Origin of the sequence: Neobacillus soli NBRC 102451, assembly GCF_001591665.1 — a bacterium.
Lineage (GTDB): Bacteria > Bacillota > Bacilli > Bacillales > Cytobacillaceae > Neobacillus > Neobacillus soli.
Genome location: NZ_BCVI01000006.1, coordinates 48,602 through 68,827, shown reverse-complemented (window position 1 = coordinate 68,827; position 20,226 = coordinate 48,602). Strand labels below are relative to the sequence as shown.

General features: G+C 38.3%; 19 protein-coding genes and 1 pseudogene. 4 read left to right on the top strand and 16 right to left on the bottom strand.

Annotated elements, in window-relative coordinates; translation table 11 throughout:
* Positions 1–134: 134 nt before the first annotated feature.
* From BSO02S_RS02875 to BSO02S_RS02860, 4 genes are all read right to left on the bottom strand, one after another.
* Positions 135–881, bottom strand: coding sequence for an amino acid ABC transporter ATP-binding protein (locus BSO02S_RS02875; RefSeq protein ID WP_066062152.1), 747 nt, complete (start codon positions 879–881; stop codon positions 135–137).
* A 15-nt stretch (positions 882–896) separates the two neighbouring features.
* On the bottom strand, positions 897–1,556 hold the full coding sequence (locus tag BSO02S_RS02870; RefSeq protein ID WP_066062149.1) for an amino acid ABC transporter permease: 660 nt from the start codon (positions 1,554–1,556) through the stop codon (positions 897–899).
* Positions 1,557–1,622: 66 nt separating this feature from the next.
* Positions 1,623–2,405, bottom strand: a complete 783-nt coding sequence (locus BSO02S_RS02865) for an amino acid ABC transporter substrate-binding protein (protein ID WP_066062756.1) — start codon at positions 2,403–2,405, stop codon at positions 1,623–1,625.
* A gap of 381 nt (positions 2,406–2,786) precedes the next feature.
* A complete protein-coding gene (locus BSO02S_RS02860) occupies positions 2,787–3,251 on the bottom strand; it encodes an SRPBCC domain-containing protein (protein ID WP_066062146.1) in 465 nt (154 codons plus the stop codon).
* Between the two features lie 314 nt (positions 3,252–3,565).
* Between BSO02S_RS02860 and BSO02S_RS02855 the strand changes: the two genes are divergently transcribed.
* Positions 3,566–4,081 (top strand): hypothetical protein, encoded by a 516-nt coding sequence (locus BSO02S_RS02855; protein WP_066062143.1) that lies wholly within the window; start codon positions 3,566–3,568, stop codon positions 4,079–4,081.
* A gap of 389 nt (positions 4,082–4,470) precedes the next feature.
* Here the strand turns inward: BSO02S_RS02855 and BSO02S_RS02850 are convergent, their stop codons facing one another.
* The 10 genes from BSO02S_RS02850 to BSO02S_RS02805 all read right to left on the bottom strand — a co-directional run bounded on the left by BSO02S_RS02850 (position 4,471) and on the right by BSO02S_RS02805 (position 13,685).
* Positions 4,471–5,433: a S8 family peptidase gene (locus BSO02S_RS02850; protein ID WP_066062140.1), complete on the bottom strand. Its 963-nt coding sequence runs from the start codon at positions 5,431–5,433 to the stop codon at positions 4,471–4,473.
* Between the two features lie 264 nt (positions 5,434–5,697).
* Positions 5,698–6,441: an SDR family NAD(P)-dependent oxidoreductase gene (locus BSO02S_RS02845; protein ID WP_066062136.1), complete on the bottom strand. Its 744-nt coding sequence runs from the start codon at positions 6,439–6,441 to the stop codon at positions 5,698–5,700.
* Between the two features lie 263 nt (positions 6,442–6,704).
* A complete protein-coding gene (gene bacA, locus BSO02S_RS02840) occupies positions 6,705–7,508 on the bottom strand; it encodes an undecaprenyl-diphosphate phosphatase (RefSeq protein WP_066062133.1) in 804 nt (267 codons plus the stop codon).
* 212 nt (positions 7,509–7,720) lie between these two features.
* Positions 7,721–8,374, bottom strand: coding sequence for a carboxymuconolactone decarboxylase family protein (locus BSO02S_RS02835; protein ID WP_066062130.1), 654 nt, complete (start codon positions 8,372–8,374; stop codon positions 7,721–7,723).
* Positions 8,375–8,603: 229 nt separating this feature from the next.
* Positions 8,604–9,710 (bottom strand): glycosyl hydrolase family 18 protein, encoded by a 1,107-nt coding sequence (locus BSO02S_RS02830; RefSeq protein ID WP_066062124.1) that lies wholly within the window; start codon positions 9,708–9,710, stop codon positions 8,604–8,606.
* Positions 9,711–10,033: 323 nt separating this feature from the next.
* Positions 10,034–10,201, bottom strand: a complete 168-nt coding sequence (locus BSO02S_RS26825) for a hypothetical protein (protein ID WP_157081370.1) — start codon at positions 10,199–10,201, stop codon at positions 10,034–10,036.
* Between the two features lie 526 nt (positions 10,202–10,727).
* Entirely contained in the window at positions 10,728–11,606 is an 879-nt protein-coding gene (locus BSO02S_RS02820; RefSeq protein WP_066062118.1) for an aldose 1-epimerase family protein, read from the bottom strand.
* 82 nt (positions 11,607–11,688) lie between these two features.
* Positions 11,689–12,009: a ribonuclease E inhibitor RraB gene (locus BSO02S_RS02815; protein WP_235846847.1), complete on the bottom strand. Its 321-nt coding sequence runs from the start codon at positions 12,007–12,009 to the stop codon at positions 11,689–11,691.
* A 366-nt stretch (positions 12,010–12,375) separates the two neighbouring features.
* Positions 12,376–12,666 (bottom strand): hypothetical protein, encoded by a 291-nt coding sequence (locus BSO02S_RS26820; RefSeq protein WP_066062112.1) that lies wholly within the window; start codon positions 12,664–12,666, stop codon positions 12,376–12,378.
* Between the two features lie 491 nt (positions 12,667–13,157).
* Positions 13,158–13,685: a GNAT family N-acetyltransferase gene (locus BSO02S_RS02805; RefSeq protein ID WP_066062109.1), complete on the bottom strand. Its 528-nt coding sequence runs from the start codon at positions 13,683–13,685 to the stop codon at positions 13,158–13,160.
* A gap of 443 nt (positions 13,686–14,128) precedes the next feature.
* Here BSO02S_RS02805 and BSO02S_RS02800 point away from each other — a divergent pair, with 443 nt between their 5' ends.
* Together BSO02S_RS02800 and BSO02S_RS02795 are read left to right on the top strand one after the other, a co-directional pair.
* Positions 14,129–15,139: a 2-oxoacid:acceptor oxidoreductase family protein gene (locus BSO02S_RS02800; protein ID WP_066062106.1), complete on the top strand. Its 1,011-nt coding sequence runs from the start codon at positions 14,129–14,131 to the stop codon at positions 15,137–15,139.
* 18 nt (positions 15,140–15,157) lie between these two features.
* Positions 15,158–17,470 (top strand): thiamine pyrophosphate-dependent enzyme, encoded by a 2,313-nt coding sequence (locus tag BSO02S_RS02795; RefSeq protein ID WP_066062754.1) that lies wholly within the window; start codon positions 15,158–15,160, stop codon positions 17,468–17,470.
* 71 nt (positions 17,471–17,541) lie between these two features.
* Here BSO02S_RS02795 and BSO02S_RS26065 read toward each other — a convergent pair.
* A pseudogene (locus BSO02S_RS26065) lies at positions 17,542–17,697 on the bottom strand (M24 family metallopeptidase); the annotation flags it as partial.
* Positions 17,698–17,905: 208 nt separating this feature from the next.
* Between BSO02S_RS26065 and BSO02S_RS02790 the strand changes: the two are divergent.
* On the top strand, positions 17,906–18,652 hold the full coding sequence (locus BSO02S_RS02790) for a YqcI/YcgG family protein (RefSeq protein ID WP_425320402.1): 747 nt from the start codon (positions 17,906–17,908) through the stop codon (positions 18,650–18,652).
* 97 nt (positions 18,653–18,749) lie between these two features.
* On the opposite strand, the gene BSO02S_RS02785 is transcribed toward BSO02S_RS02790, so the two are convergent.
* Positions 18,750–19,532: a ZIP family metal transporter gene (locus tag BSO02S_RS02785; protein ID WP_425320401.1), complete on the bottom strand. Its 783-nt coding sequence runs from the start codon at positions 19,530–19,532 to the stop codon at positions 18,750–18,752.
* Positions 19,533–20,226 lie beyond the last annotated feature (694 nt).

Here is a 20,226-nt window from a genome sequence, read left to right as displayed (position 1 = left end):
ATGGTATTTTCCCCGTGAAGCAGAAAAGGAACCATAGTGATACATCACTGGTTCCCTCGTTCCCTTTATTAAATTCCAATTAATATTATTAATTTCGGGATTGCAACGCACCTGGCAATCTCTAACGTCTAGAGTTATTTTAAGCTCCGGTTCAAAAAAGCTTTCGTTCGTTCAAACCGGGGTTTTGTGAATATTTCAGAGGGATGACCGGATTCGATGATCTCCCCATCATCCATGAAAATAACCTGGTTAGCCACCTCTTGTGCGAATCCCATCTCATGCGTCACAACAATCATGGTCATGTGCTCTTCTGCCAAATCCTTCATTACTTGTAGTACCTCGCCGGTTAACTCCGGATCCAGAGCGGAAGTAGGTTCATCAAACAATAGAATTTCAGGGTTCATCATGAGCGCTCGAGCGATGGCTACCCTTTGTTTTTGACCACCGGACAAATTGGCCGGGTAAGCTTTTGCTTTATTTGCTAGGCCGATTTTTTCTAGAAGTTCCGTGCTGCGCTGACGAGTTCCTGAAGCTGACTCTTTTTTTACCAATCTGGGAGCAATCTCCAGATTTTCTTGGACGGTGAGATGCGGAAACAAATTAAAATGCTGGAACACCATCCCCATCTTGGCGGTAATTTGCTTAATATCCTGCAGTTTTGGGTATATTCCTTCCTTCACTAGATACTCACCGGATACACAAATACTGCCGGCGTCTATTTGTTCAAGATGGACCAGGCTGCGGAGCATTGTACTTTTTCCTGAACCGGATGGACCGATTACAGCAACTACATCATTTTTATTTACATTAAAAGTAATCTGCTTTAGTACATCTAACCTTCCAAACGATTTTTTCAGGTTAGAAACTTGAATGATAGCCATTTTCACCCCACCTTTCTATTCAAATCTGAACCTTTTTTCAATCCATTTAAAAATAAGCGTTAATACGAGTGTCATTATTAGATAAATGATTCCGGCGACGACGAAAGGCACAATCGTAAAGTCGCGATTAACAGCAGTTTCGGCAAAGTGTAGTAATTCCGGTACTGCAACGGCATAGAGCAGCGCGGTATCTTTGACCAGCGTCACCGATTCGTTAGCCAAAGCAGGAAGAGCGATGCGAAACATTTGCGGCATGATAATTTTTGTTGTCATCTGCCATTTATTTAAACCGAGTACCTGTGAGGCCTCATATTGTCCCTTATCAAGTGCCAGCAGCCCGCCACGGAAGATCTCGGCAAAATATGCTGCATAATTTAGAATAAAACCCAAGCAGGCCGCAACAAAGCGGTCTAAAACTAAATATTCACCGATCACAGGGATCATTGGCAACCCAAAACAAATAAATAATAACTGCAGCAAAAGCGGCGTACCCCGCATCACGTAAATATAGCCTTGTGCAATCCAAGACAGGGGCTTAATCCTACTACTTACTGCCATCGTTAATAAAAACCCCAGTGGAATCGACACGATAATCGCAATAATAAACAAAAGCACTGTCATCTGAGCGCCTTCGAGCATTGGCTTTAGGATTGAAATAATATAATCAAAAGACATAAAAGGATTCCCCCAAAAACAAAACAGGGTTTCCAAGGGAAATCCTGCTTTGCTCTATATTCGTTTTTACTTTACTACTTTATCTTCTCCAAACCACTTATTAGAAATTTCAGAAGCAGTACCATCCTCATTCATTTCATCGAGTGCTTTTTGTAGCTTCTCAAGTAATTTTTCATTCCCTTTTTTCACGCCTACCCCGTATTCTTCAGGAGCAAGAGATTCTTCTAGCACCTTAAATGTATCTTTTTCTTTTGCCATATAATAATTAATGACAACCTCATCAATCACTACCGCATCCAAACGTCCGCTCTTTAAATCATTTAAGGCCAGAACATTGTCTTTAAACTCAGTAATTGTCTTGATTTTGGATTTAATTGGATTTTCATTTAAGGCATCAGCCGCGGAAGAAAGAGATTGAAGCCCGACAGCTTTATCTTTTAAATCATTTAGTTTAGTAAGATTTGAATCAGATCGTGTCACAACTACCTGTGCATTTTTTAAATAGGGTTTTGTAAAAAGTACCTTCTTTTTCCTATCATCGGTAATAGTGTACCCATTCCAAATGAGATCAATCCGTCCGCTGCTAAGCTCTGACTCTTTTGTTTTCCAATCAATTGGTTGAAATTTAGGCTTCATACCCATTTTTTTAGCTGCTGCCTTTGCATAGTCAATATCAAAACCAACAATATTGTTTTCCTCATCCCTGAATCCCAATGGTGCAAATTTATCGTCGATGCCAATTACGAGGCTATTATTACTTTCTTTCCCCCCCGATGTACTGTTGGAGCAGGCTGTAAGGACAGTGAATACTGCTGCAATGACTAGAATCATAGTTGAAAAACGTTTCATCTCCATATAAACCACCTTTAACAAGATTATCGAATTCGCTTTAGTGCGTTACCATATTATCATACTAACACATTATAACACTATAATATTTTTAAATACAATATCTATAATAAAAAATCCTTCCACCCAACAAAAACATTATCTGTGTTGGAGAATCTTCAGGCTCCTTCAATGATTTCCATACAAAAACATCGTCAACTCTACCAAATAATCTATCAAAAAGAAACCGCCTGGTAAATCCTCATAACAAATATATGCCTGACACCCGATGCAGTGCTTCGCTAGTTGAACAAAAATATGCCCGGCACCACCCAATTTTTCTGACGGTGCCTGGCACATATTGGCCTTAGTATAGCAGGTGCCTAGAGTTTCCTTTGTTGCTTAGCCACCCCTTTTCAATTTATAAAGGTCCCTTTTTATTTCCATTTCCATTTTTTGAAAACAAGCCTCTAATCCCTTTTTAGCCGCTGCATCTAATACCCGCTGTCCAGCCAAAGCAAGTGCACCGGTTACTTGAGTATCAATCCTGCTGATTAAAATAGCACTTTCCTGGAATTCTTTAATAAATAGATCTGCTTTAGCATCGATTTCCCCAAGATTACCATTTCCTTTCACATGCAGCTGGTAAAAAAGAGGTGGTTTCTCTTGTTCGCGCCGAATCTCAAGTGTAAACGAATCTTGAATAGGACCAATATTAATATCCAATTCAGCTTGGTATACTCCTGTTGAACTTTCCACAAAAGACTTACAACCCAGGAGAGAGTTTCCTAGGACATTCTCATCCTTTAAATACCTCCATACGATGTTTCTTGGCAAACCGAAGCGATATTCGTATTCGATTTTCATCGTTCCCCCCCAATTGGCAACAGATTTAGATATAAAGCATCATTTCTTATCACCTCATTTGTATCCATTTATTATTATTCAAAGAAATTTGAGTTGTTAAAACAATACTTCTATGCGCTGCTAATTAACTGGTTTTTTAAATGCAAAAAGGCATAAGCTGCATATCGGTGTGTTTCAATGATGGCGGCGACTTTTTCCATTAGAAAAGGAATTTTAATAAAAATTAAATAATCATGTAAACCTTTAGGGTTTTTTGTATGTTAGCATTTTCAATAGAAGGAAGAGAACTTCGTAATCAAGAAGGAGTTGATTGATTGTTAAATGTTAATGAGGCTACCAAACTATTAAAGAATGAAGGCATAACAGATAGTGAACAAATCGTCATACGCTGGATTCTTGAAGGGAAAATATCAGCTAAAAGGACCAAGCATTTAAAGATTGACTACTCGATTAATCCGAGTGATTTAGCATCGTTCATCATAAAAAAGAAGATAGAGAAAAAGAGTCAACAATTTGGAGTTGATTTTCACCAATGGGAAAAAACATTCCGTGAAAATCAGAAATTAAAAGAGGAAATCGAAGAAATAAAAAGGACAATTCGCATAGAGCAAGCAAAGGTTCGTTCCTTAAAAAAAATGTTACAAGCCGAATATGCTCTTTTCGATCCTCCCCCCCTTACTACTACCTCATTTTTAGGCTTAGATGCGGATGCAGACAAAAAATTAGTAAAGAAAGAGTTTAAAAAGTTGCTTAAAGCCCTTCATCCTGATCATGGCGGAGATGAAAGACTTTTTAAAGTTTTCTTTGACCATTACAATAAGCTAAAGTAATATAGCTTGAGAATACAGCTAAGGGAAGTTAAAGTGAAACCTCAATCAGTGCGTGTCTTACTGCCCGTCAAGGCGGTAAGCAGGAAATCCATCTTGAAAATTTTGAAGGAAAGCTTCAGTCCCTATTTATCTGGGATTCTTGAAGCTTTTTTACCATTCATATTCACTCAAGTTTCGATTTCCATCGCAAACAGTTCTACTTTATTTATCATAAAATATGTGCCCATAAGGACAAACGTTGCTTGGGAAACCCCCCCATAAAAAAGCCCTTACTTTATTAAAGTAAGAGCCTTATCGAATCTTCCCTATGAGTAATTCGTCTGAAAATCTAACTATTCCTATTATATGGAATTGAAAGGACGGTCTTTTGTAAAATTACGCCCTTTTTCCTAAACGTTCAAAACTTCTTGTTCTTCCATTGTACTTACCAGTGTTGCTAAATATTCAAGGACCGTCAAATACACCATCCCATTCCCTTCCAGCTTTGGAGAATTTCCTAGTGGAATCGTTCTTCTTATAAGCTGGGCATACAGTTCCGGTTCTGTTAGATTTCTTTCAAAGGTTTGATTTGAGATTGCTTTAATTAATGCCAAGGCACCCGTTACATGTGGGGTTGCCATAGAAGTTCCACTAAGTTTTGCATATTTACCATTTAGATAGGTCGATAATATACCTTCACCTGGAGCGACTACATCTACTTCCTTATTAGAATTACTAAACTCCGATATATTACGATTTAAACCAATTGCACCCACACAGATTACCTCATTGTAAGCCCCAGGATAGGACAACTCTTCAGTCGAGTCTCGTCCGTCCCCTTCATTTCCAGCTGCACAAACGACGAGGATCCCATTGGCAACGGCCTTTTTAATGGCCTCATGCAGTTCTGGAACATTCTCTGAACCGCCCAAACTCATGGAGATCATATCGACCTTTTGTTCAATAGCATAATAGATTCCATTGATAATCCATTCATATTGCCCGGATCCATGTTTATCAAGAACCTTGATAATTAATAAATTTGCTTCTGGAGCAACACCGACGACTCCCGTCTCATTGGCGGATGCTGCCATCGTGCCGGCAACGTGGGTCCCATGACCATTGTAATCCCGATAGGTATTTTGGTCACCACGGTCATCTTTTGTGAAATTTCGCCCGCCAATAATTCGATCTTTTAAGTCAATATGGGACTTTTCACAGCCGGTATCTAATATAGCGATTGTGATTCCCTTTCCTTTTGACGCCCCCCACACTTCAGGTGCCTGAATCATTTCCACCCCTTTTGGCACCTCGGTTACCTCTTCAAACTCTGCAATCACTTGGTACGGAATCAAGCGTACTTTTCGTTCCAACTTATTCCCTCCTAACAGATTTATTTGAAGCCACCCCATGATGTTATAAATAGTTTAACAATTCTGAATCTACTAAAATAGATTCTTTTGGAGTATTTTTTTATTTTTCTTTCATGAAGACGGTACTACTTTTTAAGAAATGGGGCCGAAATAGGGCCAGTCCCCCGGTTAAGTAAAGCTTTAACGCACTGGGAGACTAATCCTAAAATCTCAGCAATAAATAAGACCCCAGCTGCAGCTGAGGTCTTATCAATAAAATGTAAATTATAAATCTGAAATCATACCGCCATCAACCACGAATTGTGCTCCAGTTGAATAACTAGAATCATCAGAAGCAAGGTAAATAACTAAATTAGATACTTCATATACCTCTGCTCTTCTTCTTAACGGGATGTCCTGTTCTAGTTGTTTCAAATATTCAGCAACATCGCCTTGTTCGGCCATTGGAGTTTTTATAATTCCTGGGTGAACAGAGTTAACACGAATATTGAATTGCCCAAGTTCAGTAGCAGCACCTTTTGTCATACCCGTAACGGCATGTTTGGACGCACTATAAGCAATGGCTGTTGGTGCACTCACTAACCCATCAACAGATGAAATATTTACGATAGATCCTACTCCTGCCTTTTTCATAGATGGAACGACTGTCTTCATTCCTAAAAATACACCTAATTCATCTATTTCAAATGTTAATCTGAAGTCTTTTTCTGTTAGTTCTTCTAGAGGTTTGAAAATACCCACCCCAGCGTTATTTACTAAAACTGTAACTGGACCAAATTTTTCTTCCGTTTTTTCTACAACTTCCTTCCAATTATCAGCGTTTGAAACATCCAATTTTAATGCAATAGCATTTTCACCAATTTCATCTACTAATTGTTGAGCTGCATCCATATTGATATCAGTAACGGCTACTTTTGCCCCTTCTTCCACAAATTTACGAGCATGCATAGCTCCCATACCCTGTGCTGCGCCAGTTATAATAGCTACTTTTCCATCCATTTTACCCATTTTGAATTTCTCCCTTCGTTATTTCATGACATTATATTATTTGTCATTTATTGAATAAATATAACTTTGAATTTGAGATGTTCGAATTCGAGATTTTTATTACATGTTTATATTAATTCTAATTTAATATTTTGTCAAAAGAAATGATTTTACTAACAGTTGAAATACAGTTTACCCTTCCATAAGCAGTAATCGAAAGCAGTCCAATTCTATGTGAATTAGACTGCTAATTTGTGTGTTATTTTTTATTTACTGCATTTTTATCAAAGGATAATAAACGCAAATACGATAGCAAGAAGAATACGATAATAAGCAAATGTTGAAAGTCTTACTTTATCCAACAATTTTAGGAAGCCGATACATGCAAACAATGCTACGACAAAGGCGGTTACAAATCCGATCACAAATGTTGTAATGTCTCCCGAAGTGATGGCATCCATATTCTTCAATACATCTAAACCTGTTGCTCCCACCATGATGGGCAATGCCAAAATAAAGGAAAATTCCGCCGCTGTTTTTTGGCTTGCCCCCACTAATAATCCTCCGGAAATGGTGGAACCAGCTCTTGAAAATCCAGGCCAAACAGATAAGCATTGAAACAGGCCAATATACAAGGCTTGCTTATAAGACAATTGGTCTAGTGTGTTGGCCGTAACCGTTGTGTTCTTTTTGTCCGCATAAATCAATAAAAAGGCGCCGACAACTAAAGCAACCAAAACGACTGTGGTAGAGAACAGAACATTTTTTATAAAATCGTGCAATACGACGCCTACAATACCTGCTGGTAGAATCCCTAAAAATACATGAAGGAGATTAAGTCTTTGTCTATTGTTTTTCTTTATATTTAGACTCTTAAAATCTAAAAGCGAAAAAAACCTTTTCCAATATAAGACGACAATGGCTAGTATGGAACCTAATTGAATGACCACTTCAAATGTTTTCGCCCGATCTCCTTCAAATCCTAATAAATGACCAGTTAAAATAAGATGGCCTGTTGATGAAATTGGGAGATATTCTGTTAACCCTTCTACGATTCCCATTATAAATGCAATAATATGTTCGCTCATCAAATTTTTCCTCCTAATTAAATACCTACCTTTTAATAATACCTGTTAATAACCTAAAGCATTATTAATTTTTAGTAAATTTTATCAAGAGGACTTTTCATTCTAAATTCTTCAATATTAACTGTTTCCTTATAAAACCCTTCGCGTATTCTGGCATTAAAATAAGACCCCAACTAATGCTGGAGCCTTACCAATAAAATATAAAATCAAGCTTATTCTTGGTAACTTTGAATCATATTCGCCAAATGTGCATAAGCACCACCTGCACGAAGCGCAGCAGTGACCATGATGGCTTCAGCAAGTTCCTCACTCGTTGCCCCATGTCGCTCTGCATTTTTCGAATGTACATCAATGCAGTATGGACATTGAGTAGCATTGGCAACAGCTACGGCAATGATTTCTTTAAACTTGGCGCTCAATTTTCCCTCTTTCGTTGCAGCGGCACTGAATGCTTGATAACCTTTAAAACCATCCGGGGCAAATTTCCCCAATAGGCCTAAATTTTTCAAATTAGAACGAGCATAAAGCACATCTGATGCTCCTTGGCTTTTTGCATTATGTACATGTGTACTATGAGTAACTGCTCCGCCAGCTTCAACCGCAGCCGTAACAAATACAGCTTCGGCTAGCTCTTCTAATGTTGCCCCTGCTCTTTTCGCGCCTTTGGTATGCGCATCAATACAATACGGACATTCCGTTACATGTGCAATCGCAACCGCAATGATTTCCTTTTCCTTTTTTGATAAGGCACCCTCTTTAAAAACAGACGCGTCAAAGGCATTAAAGGCTTTTAATTGTTCTGGCGCCAGATCCTTTAATCGGGCAAAATGTTGTACATTTTCTTTTGGATAAAAGCTTGTCGACAAGTTCAAACCCCCTTTCCCATTTTATTAAGTTTACCCATTTTGACTTTCTGTAAACCCCATTTTACGTTACAGCGCCGTTGCGACCGGGTTATTTTGGCAAAGGAGTTTCTCCAGTTTTCCTTTTTTTATTTGGTGGTCAAAAAAGGTAAATCAAAACCGATAAAAATGGAAAATCAATCAAGAATTAAGGGTGGATTATTTTCTGGTGTACCCTTACATTTTTACATCATCATTTTTTTACTTTTATTTTCTCTGGTATAACCATCCAGTACGTAGGATCTTCTAAGCCGAGTCGCCAAATCCCGATTCCTTGTAAGTTATATTTTTCCACAAGGTTTAGCTTATACCGTAGACTATTACTATTCTCAAACCATGCCTGGTGGCTATGGTTTTGTTCATCTACATAACTAAAATGAGGTGTTTGCGAACGGGAGTCCCACAAAATTTCAGCTTTATATTTGGTTTTATTCCCCATTAACAGTGAATAGGAGCTATATAAGGCCTTGTTTGCTGTTGTGTCCCAGTCCCATCCATAACCAGCAATACCGAGTAATATTTTTGATGGTGGTACTCCTTTATTCACTGCATAACGAATGGTTGTTTCTGTCCAATCCACCGATGCCGTTGACCCGGGTCTTGTATTTGCGTTGTGTTCATCGTATGTCATAATCATTAATCCATCTGTAAATTGACTAAGCTTTGCGTAATCAAACCACGGTGACCACGGATTAGCACGCGAATCGCCTGTGTTTGCTGGGACTGAAACCGTCACTACTTTTCCATCACGATGCAGCGCATCAGACAATTTTTTAATCATCTGACTAAAGGAATCTCGGTCAGTCAAATACAGATTTTCTATGTCTATATTTACACCGTCATAACTGAACTGATTTATTTCATTTCGTAAATTCTGAATGAAAACATTGCGGTTATTATCGTTATTGATGACATTACTCGCCACTTGTTTGCCCTTCTCCAGACTTTCATAAAAGAGGTTGTGAACAACTAGATAAACCTTCACTTGTTTTTTATGTGCTCTCTGAATAACCATTCTCTTATGATCTGCAGTAACAGAATCAATAAGACTGCCTGGACGCTTATCATCAAGCTTGTACCAAAAGGGCGCAATGCTGCTTAAATTTTTGAATTGCGAATTAACTATAGATTGAGAACCTGGAAAATTTCCTTCCTGCTCTGTATAAAAACCTAAAACTTCACGAGGGGTTTTATTTTCTGGGCTAACTTCTTTTCTTTGTGATTGATTGCAGGATGCCAATAGTAAAAAGACCATGTTTAAAGAAATTATGGTAAATAACCGATAACTGTTTCGGGACATCTATTACACCCACCCACTTCACTAATTTGTTTATTTCTTAAGTTGATGAGAAAAATTGTAATTTATTCACGGAATAAAATCTTTATATCGTGGGCATCTTTCGATCAGTCAATTTATAGGGACATCTAACGGGGTAACCATTGGAACGATTCTATATGTCGGCACTTACCGCATTAAAAACCACGTGAACCATCCCTGTGGTGATGTGTAAAAATTCAGCTAGTATGCATGTGCACAGTAGGATGAATAAAAACAATAGTAAACACTAAACTTGGGGCGGTGCTAGGCACCCGAACTACCACCATTTGAGTCAGTTTCCTTCGTTAATACCTTGTTAATTTTTTCATGATTTCCGTTTTTCTTTGCTTGTCTTTTATTCTCGTCAAATCAAGGGCCACTTCATGGCCTTTATGTTTCGATCGTAATATTTCTCTAATCGCATTTTTCACACTTTCTTCATCATCCGTTACAACAATGACATTTCGCAGCATTGTTTCCCTTCCCTTCGATTATATTTATAAGATTTTCTGCGAATCAGATAAAAGACATAGCCATAATACTCAGAATAATTTCTGTATAAGTCAATCTCCGTGAAATTCAGATCATTTTTAATTAGCAATTGAAATTTATGATGCTTTTTCCTGTTGATTAACTGCTTTTCTATTAAAATATGATTTAATTGAATCATTATTAACACAACACAAATAGCGGCGATCAAAAAAAAGCCAATTTTGCACTTATTGCCCTCACCTCTTCTATGGCTTTTTGTACCTCTGAATGAATTCTTCAAAAAACGTTGACAGGAATTCCTTAAATATTCGGTCATGATCGATGTGTGATGTATTATCTACCACTCCAATTTTTATTTCTCAACATTTATACTGTCTAATTGATCGTCGCTGCTAGAATTATCAACGCCAATACACACCAATCTGAGACGGATCAAAGCCAGGTCTTAATTCAAAATCCTCATATAATAAAAACTCGGGGGTCTGACTCTTAAGGTTAGAACCACTCTTATTTAAACCTTATTTTATACTCAGCCTGGAATGATTCTCTTTGTTTCAGCTTATTGATTCCAAATTTCTCCTTCAGGTTCCCTGTTGTATGATAGGTATCAGCCATACCGTACCACGGCTCAATACAAACAAACGGAGCTATCTTGCCATCTGTGTCCATATATTTCGACCAGATTCCAACAAACGGAAATTCTTCGAAGGTTACTTCTACACCATGATTCGAATTATTTGATGCCAGTGTAATTTGATCAATATTGCTATAAATAAGAGCATCATGCACAAAAAGGGAGCTAGTGAGTTTAATCATTGATAAATCATTGGCCATTCCTTTTTCGTGAATAAGAGAATTCTTTAGCTCATATTCCATCACATCCTTATTTGTAGCAGCAATAAAGTGTAAACTGTAGTCCTCAATGGTTTCATTTTCTAAAAGCGGAATCCTAAATGCGGGATGTGCACCAATTGAGAAATACATCTCTACCTTGTTTTCATTTACGATTTTCCACCGAACAATGAGTGAGTCTTCATTGATGATATAACGAATACATGCCTTGAAATCGTAAGGATAAATATGAAGGAAGCGTCCCGCAGACTCAAATGTAAATGAAACGTCTGTTGTTGTCTGCTCATCCACCTCAAATACAACGTCACGCAAAAAACCATGTTGTGACATTTCGTAGGTCTTGTCATCGAGTTGATATCGGTCTTCCTGTAAACGTCCAACAATCGGAAATAAGATTGGGGAAACGCGACCCCAGTAAGCCTTGTCCCCTGTCCACATGTAGTCTAGCCCATTTTTCTTATGCTTTACTTTACGTACTTCTGCCCCATTGGTACTAATCTCCACCATCAACCAATCATTTTCAATTACAATCATCAATATATATCCCTCATCTTTGATCTTCATTAGTTTAGGAACTTCACGATCTATAATAATCCTTTAAATTCCCTCAATCCTTTTAGTCTACAAAAACGCCCCAACCGTCAGAAAAACCACCATGTGGTTTACTTATGCTATTTATTTTATTCTGTATGTCCATTAATTCTTTATAATTTAATAGCATTCTTTTCGAGCAGGAACATGCCCACTCCTCCGTTTCGTCGTCTTGCTCTAAGAAACAGTTGAATCCTTCCCCCTTTAGTACTTGCGATAATTTTTCACCTGTTACTTGATCTGGCACGGCAACAAAAAATTCGACTGATTGTTGTTTTTTAAAATCTACGCCATCCTTATAAAGGCTTCGTAAAGCATCTCCATCAGCATCATTAGGGAATTTCATTTGTTTTTCCTCCATATAGCTTTTATTATTTTCTCAATAGTGTTTTCCTTTTTATTATCATCCTCGGATGTACTTGCAAATATCACCATTAAATTTAGAATAATGCTGCCTAACCTCCAGTGCATTAACGCATTAACACACTGGGTGTCAGGCACCATAATTCAGTTCACCCATTTGTTTGCTACTATTGTTTATTTAGAAAATTATTTTTCCGTTAATTAAACTCTCTTTTTAAATAGGAAACCAAGCAAAACTAAAAATACAAAGATCGTAAGAACCCATGTTATAAAAATTCCTATCCCTAAACCAATATTAGCATTTACATATTGCACTATTTTATGATCAATTACAACGTATAACATAGGACTAGCAATTATTAATTGACAAGGCACGCGAATGGATACTGCATTTTACCTTTCCTATCGGTGCTTTTAAAGTAGATAGATCTTTTATAAAAATAGATTGTTTATTCCCAGCATGGTGTGGGGTCAATAGCTCAACGCTTGATGGCAATAGTTGGTTTATTTTATCCTTCAGAGCGTCTTGTTGCCGTGGAGCTGCAATTAAATCACTTGGAGATTCAATATTGTTACAACCCGATAGAAATATGGCAGATGAGAAATACATCAACAACTTCCACTTCCCTTTAATTTTCATTTTGACCTCCCCTCTTCTTATCTATTTGCAAGAATACGATTTTTGGTGATTCATAAAGGGAATAACCTCATTATATAAGTCCTTTTCATGGAAAGATTTACAAAAAGGTTACAGTTATTATTGTAGTTATAGTAATAATCTTAACTTTAAGTATTCAGAATCGAATCTGTCATCAATAAATGCTTAACTTCCTTTTTTTGCATAAAAAAGAGGATCGTCAGCCTTAAACTGATCCTCACCACGTTTTTTTCGATTTCGATTAAATAAAGGCAAGAAAAGGCTGAGCCAAAAAAGACACCTCTCAATGTCCTTTTGGCTCAGCCCTTTTTATAGTCTAAAATAAGCTAATATTTTTCCAGTTTTATTTTCTTTAAGTATCTTAAACTAATGTCGACCGGTATTTTTCTTAGCGGGAGCGATTACATCGGTTTTCGGATAGTAGTGGTAGTGACAGCTTCGCTGGTACTAGCCCTTACTAGGAAAATTGGTGATTACTTGTTTCGCAAAACTGTTATAAAACCATCCAATATAACATTACTTACTGAAAATCCTTTACGCTTATAGAATTCCAAGGCATTTTCATTACCGTTTGATACAAAGATAAAATAATCTTCGACATCATTAAATTTGTTTAACCAGTCCATTGACATATTGAAAAGTTTAGATCCAATCCCGTATTGTCTGTACTCTTCTTTAATATAAAATTGGGATAAGCAACCTACGTCATTTCTTTTAACAGTTGAAAGGTCAAAAAAAGTGGCAAAATCATTTGAATACGCTTCTTTAGGAGAAATATTTGAATACACATAAGCTACTATTTTATCATTGTCTTTCACTACCACAATATAATTGTACAACGCACTATTAATAGAAGGTACCATCCTTGTGTCAAAGTTCATGTTATCAAACAATTCAGGTGTTATGTAAGCTTTCGATTTTTGAAAGACCATGAGCTCATTGCACAAATCTCGACAGTATTCTATTTTTTCTTCTGGAATAACTTCATATTGTAAATTCATATTTCCACTCCTTCTATTTACCGCTAATCAGAAATTCCTTATATCTACAAGTTGTCTTTGATGTAAATTATAAATACATCATTTCTTTCAAATCAAGTTTGGAGTGTTATTTATTTTGGCGTGAATCAAGTAAATTACTATTCATGGAAACATGCAGCACCAAGTTTCTTAGATTTTATATTTAATAGTTAAAAAAGCCCTATAAAATATCACAAACACTGTTATACAACATTTCTTTTCTGTACTATAGCAAATGTATATTCACAAGATACTTACACATAAATTCATATCAGGAATTGCTTCATAACAAGGTTAAATAAGCAGTTGTTCATTTCCAGCACAATAAACTGTTGTAATTAATTTTTAGTCCTGTTACAATAAAAATGCAATAATTAATAGAAAATTTATAATATTGAAAACAATAGACGTTAGGAGGAATACTATTGTCAAAACTGCCAAAAACCAATGACTTAGGTTTTTTTGAAATTCGCCTTGAATCGATCGGCGGATTGGGAGCGAATTTAGCTGGAAAACTGCTTTCCGAGGATGGAGTTGTCGGCAACGGCCTGAACGGAATCGGTTTTTCATCCTACGGATCAGAGAAAAAAGGCTCCCCTGTTAAAGCGCACATTCGTTTTTGCAATCCAGAAATAAACATCCGAGACACCACACCAATTGAACGCCCTCATGTTGTCGGCATTTTCCATGATGCCCTGTTTAAAACCATCGATTGTACAAGCGGGATTTACCCTGATAGCACCATCTTAGTCAATTCACAGAAATCCCTAGACGAACTAAAAACGGCCATGAAAATTCCCAGCGGTACGATTGCGATCGTTGATGCTACCGGAATTGCCCTGGAGGAACAAACAAAAGCCAATACCGCCATGCTCGGTGCACTTTATCGTATCCTGGACTTTTTAGACCCTGAGTCGATGAAACAAACGATTCGCCGTACGTTTGAAATGAAATATCCACATCTTGTTGAACCAAATATTCGTACCTTTGAACGCGGGTACAGTGAAGTGGAATTTAAAACGTTCCTGCTTGAAGATGGTTCGGAACCTACGCCATTTACTAGACCCATCCCGCTCCTCGGATATGAAACACATGCCATTGGCGGGATGATTACGAATCCTGGAAACAGCATATTAAAGGACTTAAGCATTTCACGTGCCGGGATGCTTCCACATTTCCATGAAGAGAAATGTATTAATTGTGCTGCCTGTGATACTGCCTGCCCGGACTTTTGCTTTGTTTGGGAAGAAAAAGCGGACAAACGGGGACGGCCGCAAATGTTCCTTCAAGGTATTGACTACCAATATTGCAAAGGCTGTTTGAAATGCGTGACTGCTTGTCCTGTTGATGCTTTATCAGGTGAAAGAGAATACAATGACGGATACGCGGACAAGAATCGTGTGCCGCATCTATTTGATTTGGCTATACAAAATTAAGGAAAGGACGGGATGTTTATGTCCATTAATTTAGAACAAGAAAAGGAATCAATGCTTCAAGGATCCGCTGAGCAAAGTATTGTTTTTGAATCCGGTAATGAAATGGCTGCCTATGCAGCGCACCAAATAAATTATCATGTAATGGGGTATTTTCCGATTTCACCTTCCACAGAAGTAGCCCAGTTCCTTGATGGGATGAAAGCCAAGGGAGAACACGATATCGTGTTAATTCCTGCTGACGGAGAACATGGATCCGCAGGCATCTGCTACGGGGCTTCGACCGGCGGCGGACGTGTATTTAACGCCACTAGTGCAAATGGATTTCTTTACATGTTAGAGCAGCTTCCTGTTCAATCGGGAACACGCTTCCCGATGGTATTGAATTTGGTGAACCGCTCCATATCCGGGCCCTTAAATATTCATGGAGATCATTCCGATTTGTATTTTGCGCTAAATACCGGATGGCCAATCTTAATGGCCCGTGATCCGCAAATTGTCTATGATATGAACATCATCGCTATTAAACTGGCAGAAGATGATGAAGTCCGGCTTCCGGTCATCGTATCGTATGACGGTTATTTCACCTCCCATCAAAAAAGACGGGTCTATGTCATAAAAAATAAGGAAGAGGTTCAAAAGTTTATTGGCGATTTACCCACTAACTTCCCTCATGCACTAGATCGGGAGAATCCAGTAACAATCGGGCCTTATATGAATGAACCTGATTATATCAACAACTGTTATCAGCAATCTGAGGCCATGTATAAAGCAGAGGCTGTATTTGAGAGAATTTCGAGAGAATATGCAGAATTAACCGGACGGGAATATCCGGTACTTGATTTATATCGAATGGATGACGCAGAAGTGGCAGTCTTTATGTTGAATTCTGCTGCTGAGGTTTGTAAAGATGTAGTGGATCGGCTTCGCTCAAATGGAATTAAAGCCGGGGTCATCTCGCCCAATATGATACGCCCCTTCCCGCAAAAACAAATAGCAGATGCATTGAAAAATGTGAAAGCAATTACAGTTGGCGACCGGGCAGATTCCTACGGAGCCCATGGCGGAAATATGGCACTTGAATTACGAGCGGCTCTGCAGACAAATGGAAATAGTCATACACAGGTGGTTAACCGTATTTATGGATTAGGTGGCAAAGATTTTTATGCCGATGACGCAGAACATTTTTTCCAATTAGCACAAGAGGCTGCGGAAAAAGGCAGTGTTGAAAAGCCGTTCGACTACTTCGGACATAATCCCGGCAATAAGGCATTCGCTCCAAAGCGCGTCTTAAATCCGATGAAAAAAGAAGACTTGAACACAGGTTTAATTACGGTCACACCTGATGAAAATACCGGTGAACTAAACGTGAAAATCCCTCCTCTCAGAAGTTTAACGAAAAAACCGAAGCGTTTAGCTTCTGGACATGGTGCCTGTCCAGGTTGCGGAATTTTCTCAGGACTGGAGCTATTCTTTAAAGGGATTGAAGGAGATATTGTCGCTCTATTCCATACCGGATGTGCCATGGTTGTTACAACAGGCTTCCCATATAGTGCCCATAAAGCTACATACATCCATAATCTTTTCCAAAATGGTTCCGCGACGCTGTCGGGTCTTGTAGAAATGTTCTATGAGAGAAAACGGCGCGGTGAATTAGCTGACTTAGGTCTCAGCGATGATTTTACCTTTGTCATGGTGACCGGTGACGGCGGTATGGATATTGGCATGGGTCCCGCCATCGGAACAGCGTTGCGCAATCATAAAATGATTATCCTTGAATATGATAACGAAGGCTACATGAATACAGGCAGTCAGCTCTCCTATTCAACACCAATGGGCCATATGACAAGCACTTCAAATGTTGGCTCCTTCCAAAATGGGAAGCCGTTCCATCACAAGGATACGGCGCAAATCATGGCGGCCACACATATTCCATATGTGTTTACTGGAACCGAAGCGTTTGACCGCGACCTTTTAAAGAAAGCGGCTAAAGCCCAGTGGTATGCTCAAAATGAAGGCTTGGTTTACGGCAAAATTTTGATTACCTGTCCATTGAACTGGAAATCGAAGGATGAATTGGGTCAGACCATTGTTGAGGCCGCAGTGAACTCCTGCTTCTTCCCTCTTTATGAAGTGGAACGCGGCATCACGACAATAACCTACAATCCTGACGCAAAAAATAAACGCCTTGCCGTACCAGAGTGGCTGAAGCTGATGGGGAAAACGAAACATTTGCTGAATGAAAATAGCAAAGGCATGCTGCAAATGTTTGATGATGAGGTAGAACGCCGTTGGAACCGTCTAAAAGCAAAACACGAGAGCCCTTATCTTTAAGCTGAAAATCTAAAAAAATATGATAAAGCGAGCAACTTTAAAAGCTGCTCGTTTTTTAGTATGATCGGAAACTATTTATTCATAACCGCTTCAATATCTTCAACCGAACGGAATATAGCTGTGGAAAGCACTTCATGACCTTCTTCGGTCACTACAACGTCATCCTCAATCCGGATTCCTATTCCCTCCTCTTCAATATAAAGACCAGGCTCGACTGTTAACACCATTATAAAAATCCTTTTGCAATTTTATTACCCTTTTCCAAACGTGTTAGTTACATAGAAAACTATACATTAAAATGAAATATTCGTACTAAGATTTGAATTCAATCGAATCAAAAATTTCAGTAAATGCTATAAGCCCATATTGTTCTGGACATTCACCTCCCTAAACCACCACTGAATATACTGGAGGAGCCATTAGGGGGTGAAGATGATAAACGGAATATTCGAAAATACTGCCTTTCAAAGAACCCAACTCCAACAATGGGAAAAAGCAGCTTTGGAAAAATTCGAAGCTAGAATGAAGGATAAGAAACGGCCATTTCCATGTATTCCAGCTACTATTGGATTCAACGACAACCAGCTTCGATACGGTTTTGTTGGAGATCCAAGAACTTCTTCAACTATTCACGATGTTGTCCTGCTATTGAGCGATTACACGAAGAATGCAAAAGAATACGGGGCTTATACCTCTCTTATTGTTTTTTATGAAACACCAAAGGATTTGAAAGATACGCATACAGTTGGATTGTTTGAACAATTATTCTGGCAACAGTTACTGCTTTTATGTGAGCATGATGAAATGGAATGGCCGGATCATATTCCCATTGAGCCGCATAATCCAATTTGGGAGTTCTGTTACAATGGAGAGCAATTCTTTATGTATTGTGCGACGCCCTCACACAAGAATAGAAAGAGCAGATACTTTGACTATTTTATGCTTGCAATCACGCCGAGATGGGTTCTCCAAGAATTTAATAAGCACGAGACTTTTGCAAAAAAGATAAAAGCTCAAATACGAAATAGGTTGGAAAATTATGATTTTATTAAGATTCATCCTGAGTTAAACAGCTATGGAAACCCCGACAATTACGAGTGGAGGCAATATTTTTTACGAGATGATGAGACCTCATTGTCACAGTGTCCCTTTCATCAAATACTAAATAAGAATAAGGAATAACAAAAAAGCGCAAGAATTCTTGCGCTTCTTCTCATCACATGCGGGTAGGTCATAATTAAAGGATTATCAAAATAAAAAGAGAACCTATAACCCGGCCCTATCCTAGAGCAACATCTAAAATCATCATAATGACAAATCCGATCATTAAACTGATTGATGCAAGATCCGAGTTGCCATTTTCTTGTGATCCCGGAATGACTTCTTCTGCTACAACAAAGATCATCGCTCCGGCAGCAAAGCTGAGTGCGTATGGAAGAAGTGGCTGAATAAACATAACGGATACTGCTCCGACTATAGCCGCAATTGGTTCAACTAACCCGGAAAATTGTCCATACATAAAACTCTTAGTTCTGGACATACCGTCACGCCGTAAGGGCATTGACACAGCAAGGCCCTCTGGGAAGTTTTGAATGCCAATTCCAATCGCCAGTGCAACCGCGCCTGTTAAAGAAGCTGAAGGAAAACCTGCAGCGACGGCACCAAAGGCAACCCCAACCGCCAAACCCTCAGGGATATTATGTAAGGTAATTGCCAGGACAAGTAAGGTGCTTCTCTTTTTTGTCGATGGATGAATTCCTTCCGCTTTTTCGATAGGTTGATCAGGATGTAAATGAGGCAGGATTTTATCAACAATTAGTAAGAAAAAACCTCCCAATAGAAAACCTATTGAAGCAGGAAACCAGACAGGTAGTGAACTGTTCTCTGCCATTTCAAGCGCTGGTGAAAGCAACGACCAAAAGCTAGCAGCAATCATAACTCCGCCAGCAAACCCCAGCATGCTGTCCAAAAATTTTTGATTGACATTTTTTGTTGTAAAGACCAATGCGGCTCCAAGTGCAGTCATTCCCCAAGTAAATAATGTCCCCAATATTGCCTGCATAACAGCCGGAAGACTGGCAAACCATTCCACAATTTATCCCCCCATAACAAACATAATGAAATAAGTCCCATACACATTATTGTATAAAACTAACATAATTATTAGGGTAATGGTACTTATTTACCTTTCTTAAAAAAACACTTTTATTATCTTTTGGATTCTCTAAAGGAGATTTTACCCTTTTCAGCACTTTGGCAGGTCTTATCTTGATGACATGTCAAAGAAAACTAAACTTCAAATGCAGGCCATTGAAGAACATAATGGTGATGAGTTGCCCGAGGAATATAGTAATCTAGCAAAACAGACAATTCCACTAAATAACATTTTATACACTTCTGACTATTGTTTTAATTGGCAACTCATAGATATTCTTGTCAAGTCCAATGTCTCAAGACCTATAGTGAGTTATGTTTTACCTTACTTGTGGATTGACCTTGAAGTACAGTTCCTGAGTCTCTTATATCATACTAGGTTCCCCTCTGTACCAACTAATGAGGTAGAGTTCTTTTTTCATCCTTTTCCAGATTCCGAAAAAGAGGTTTACCAAAAATGGTAAACCCTGTTCTAAAGACCAAGTTTTTTCTATAAAAGTTGTTCTCCGAAATGTACGTAATTTGCTTCACCGTACAAGACGGTAGAACTTTAAATAAATTATTTAAAAAGTTAACTGGCACCGAATGAATGGATTATCCCA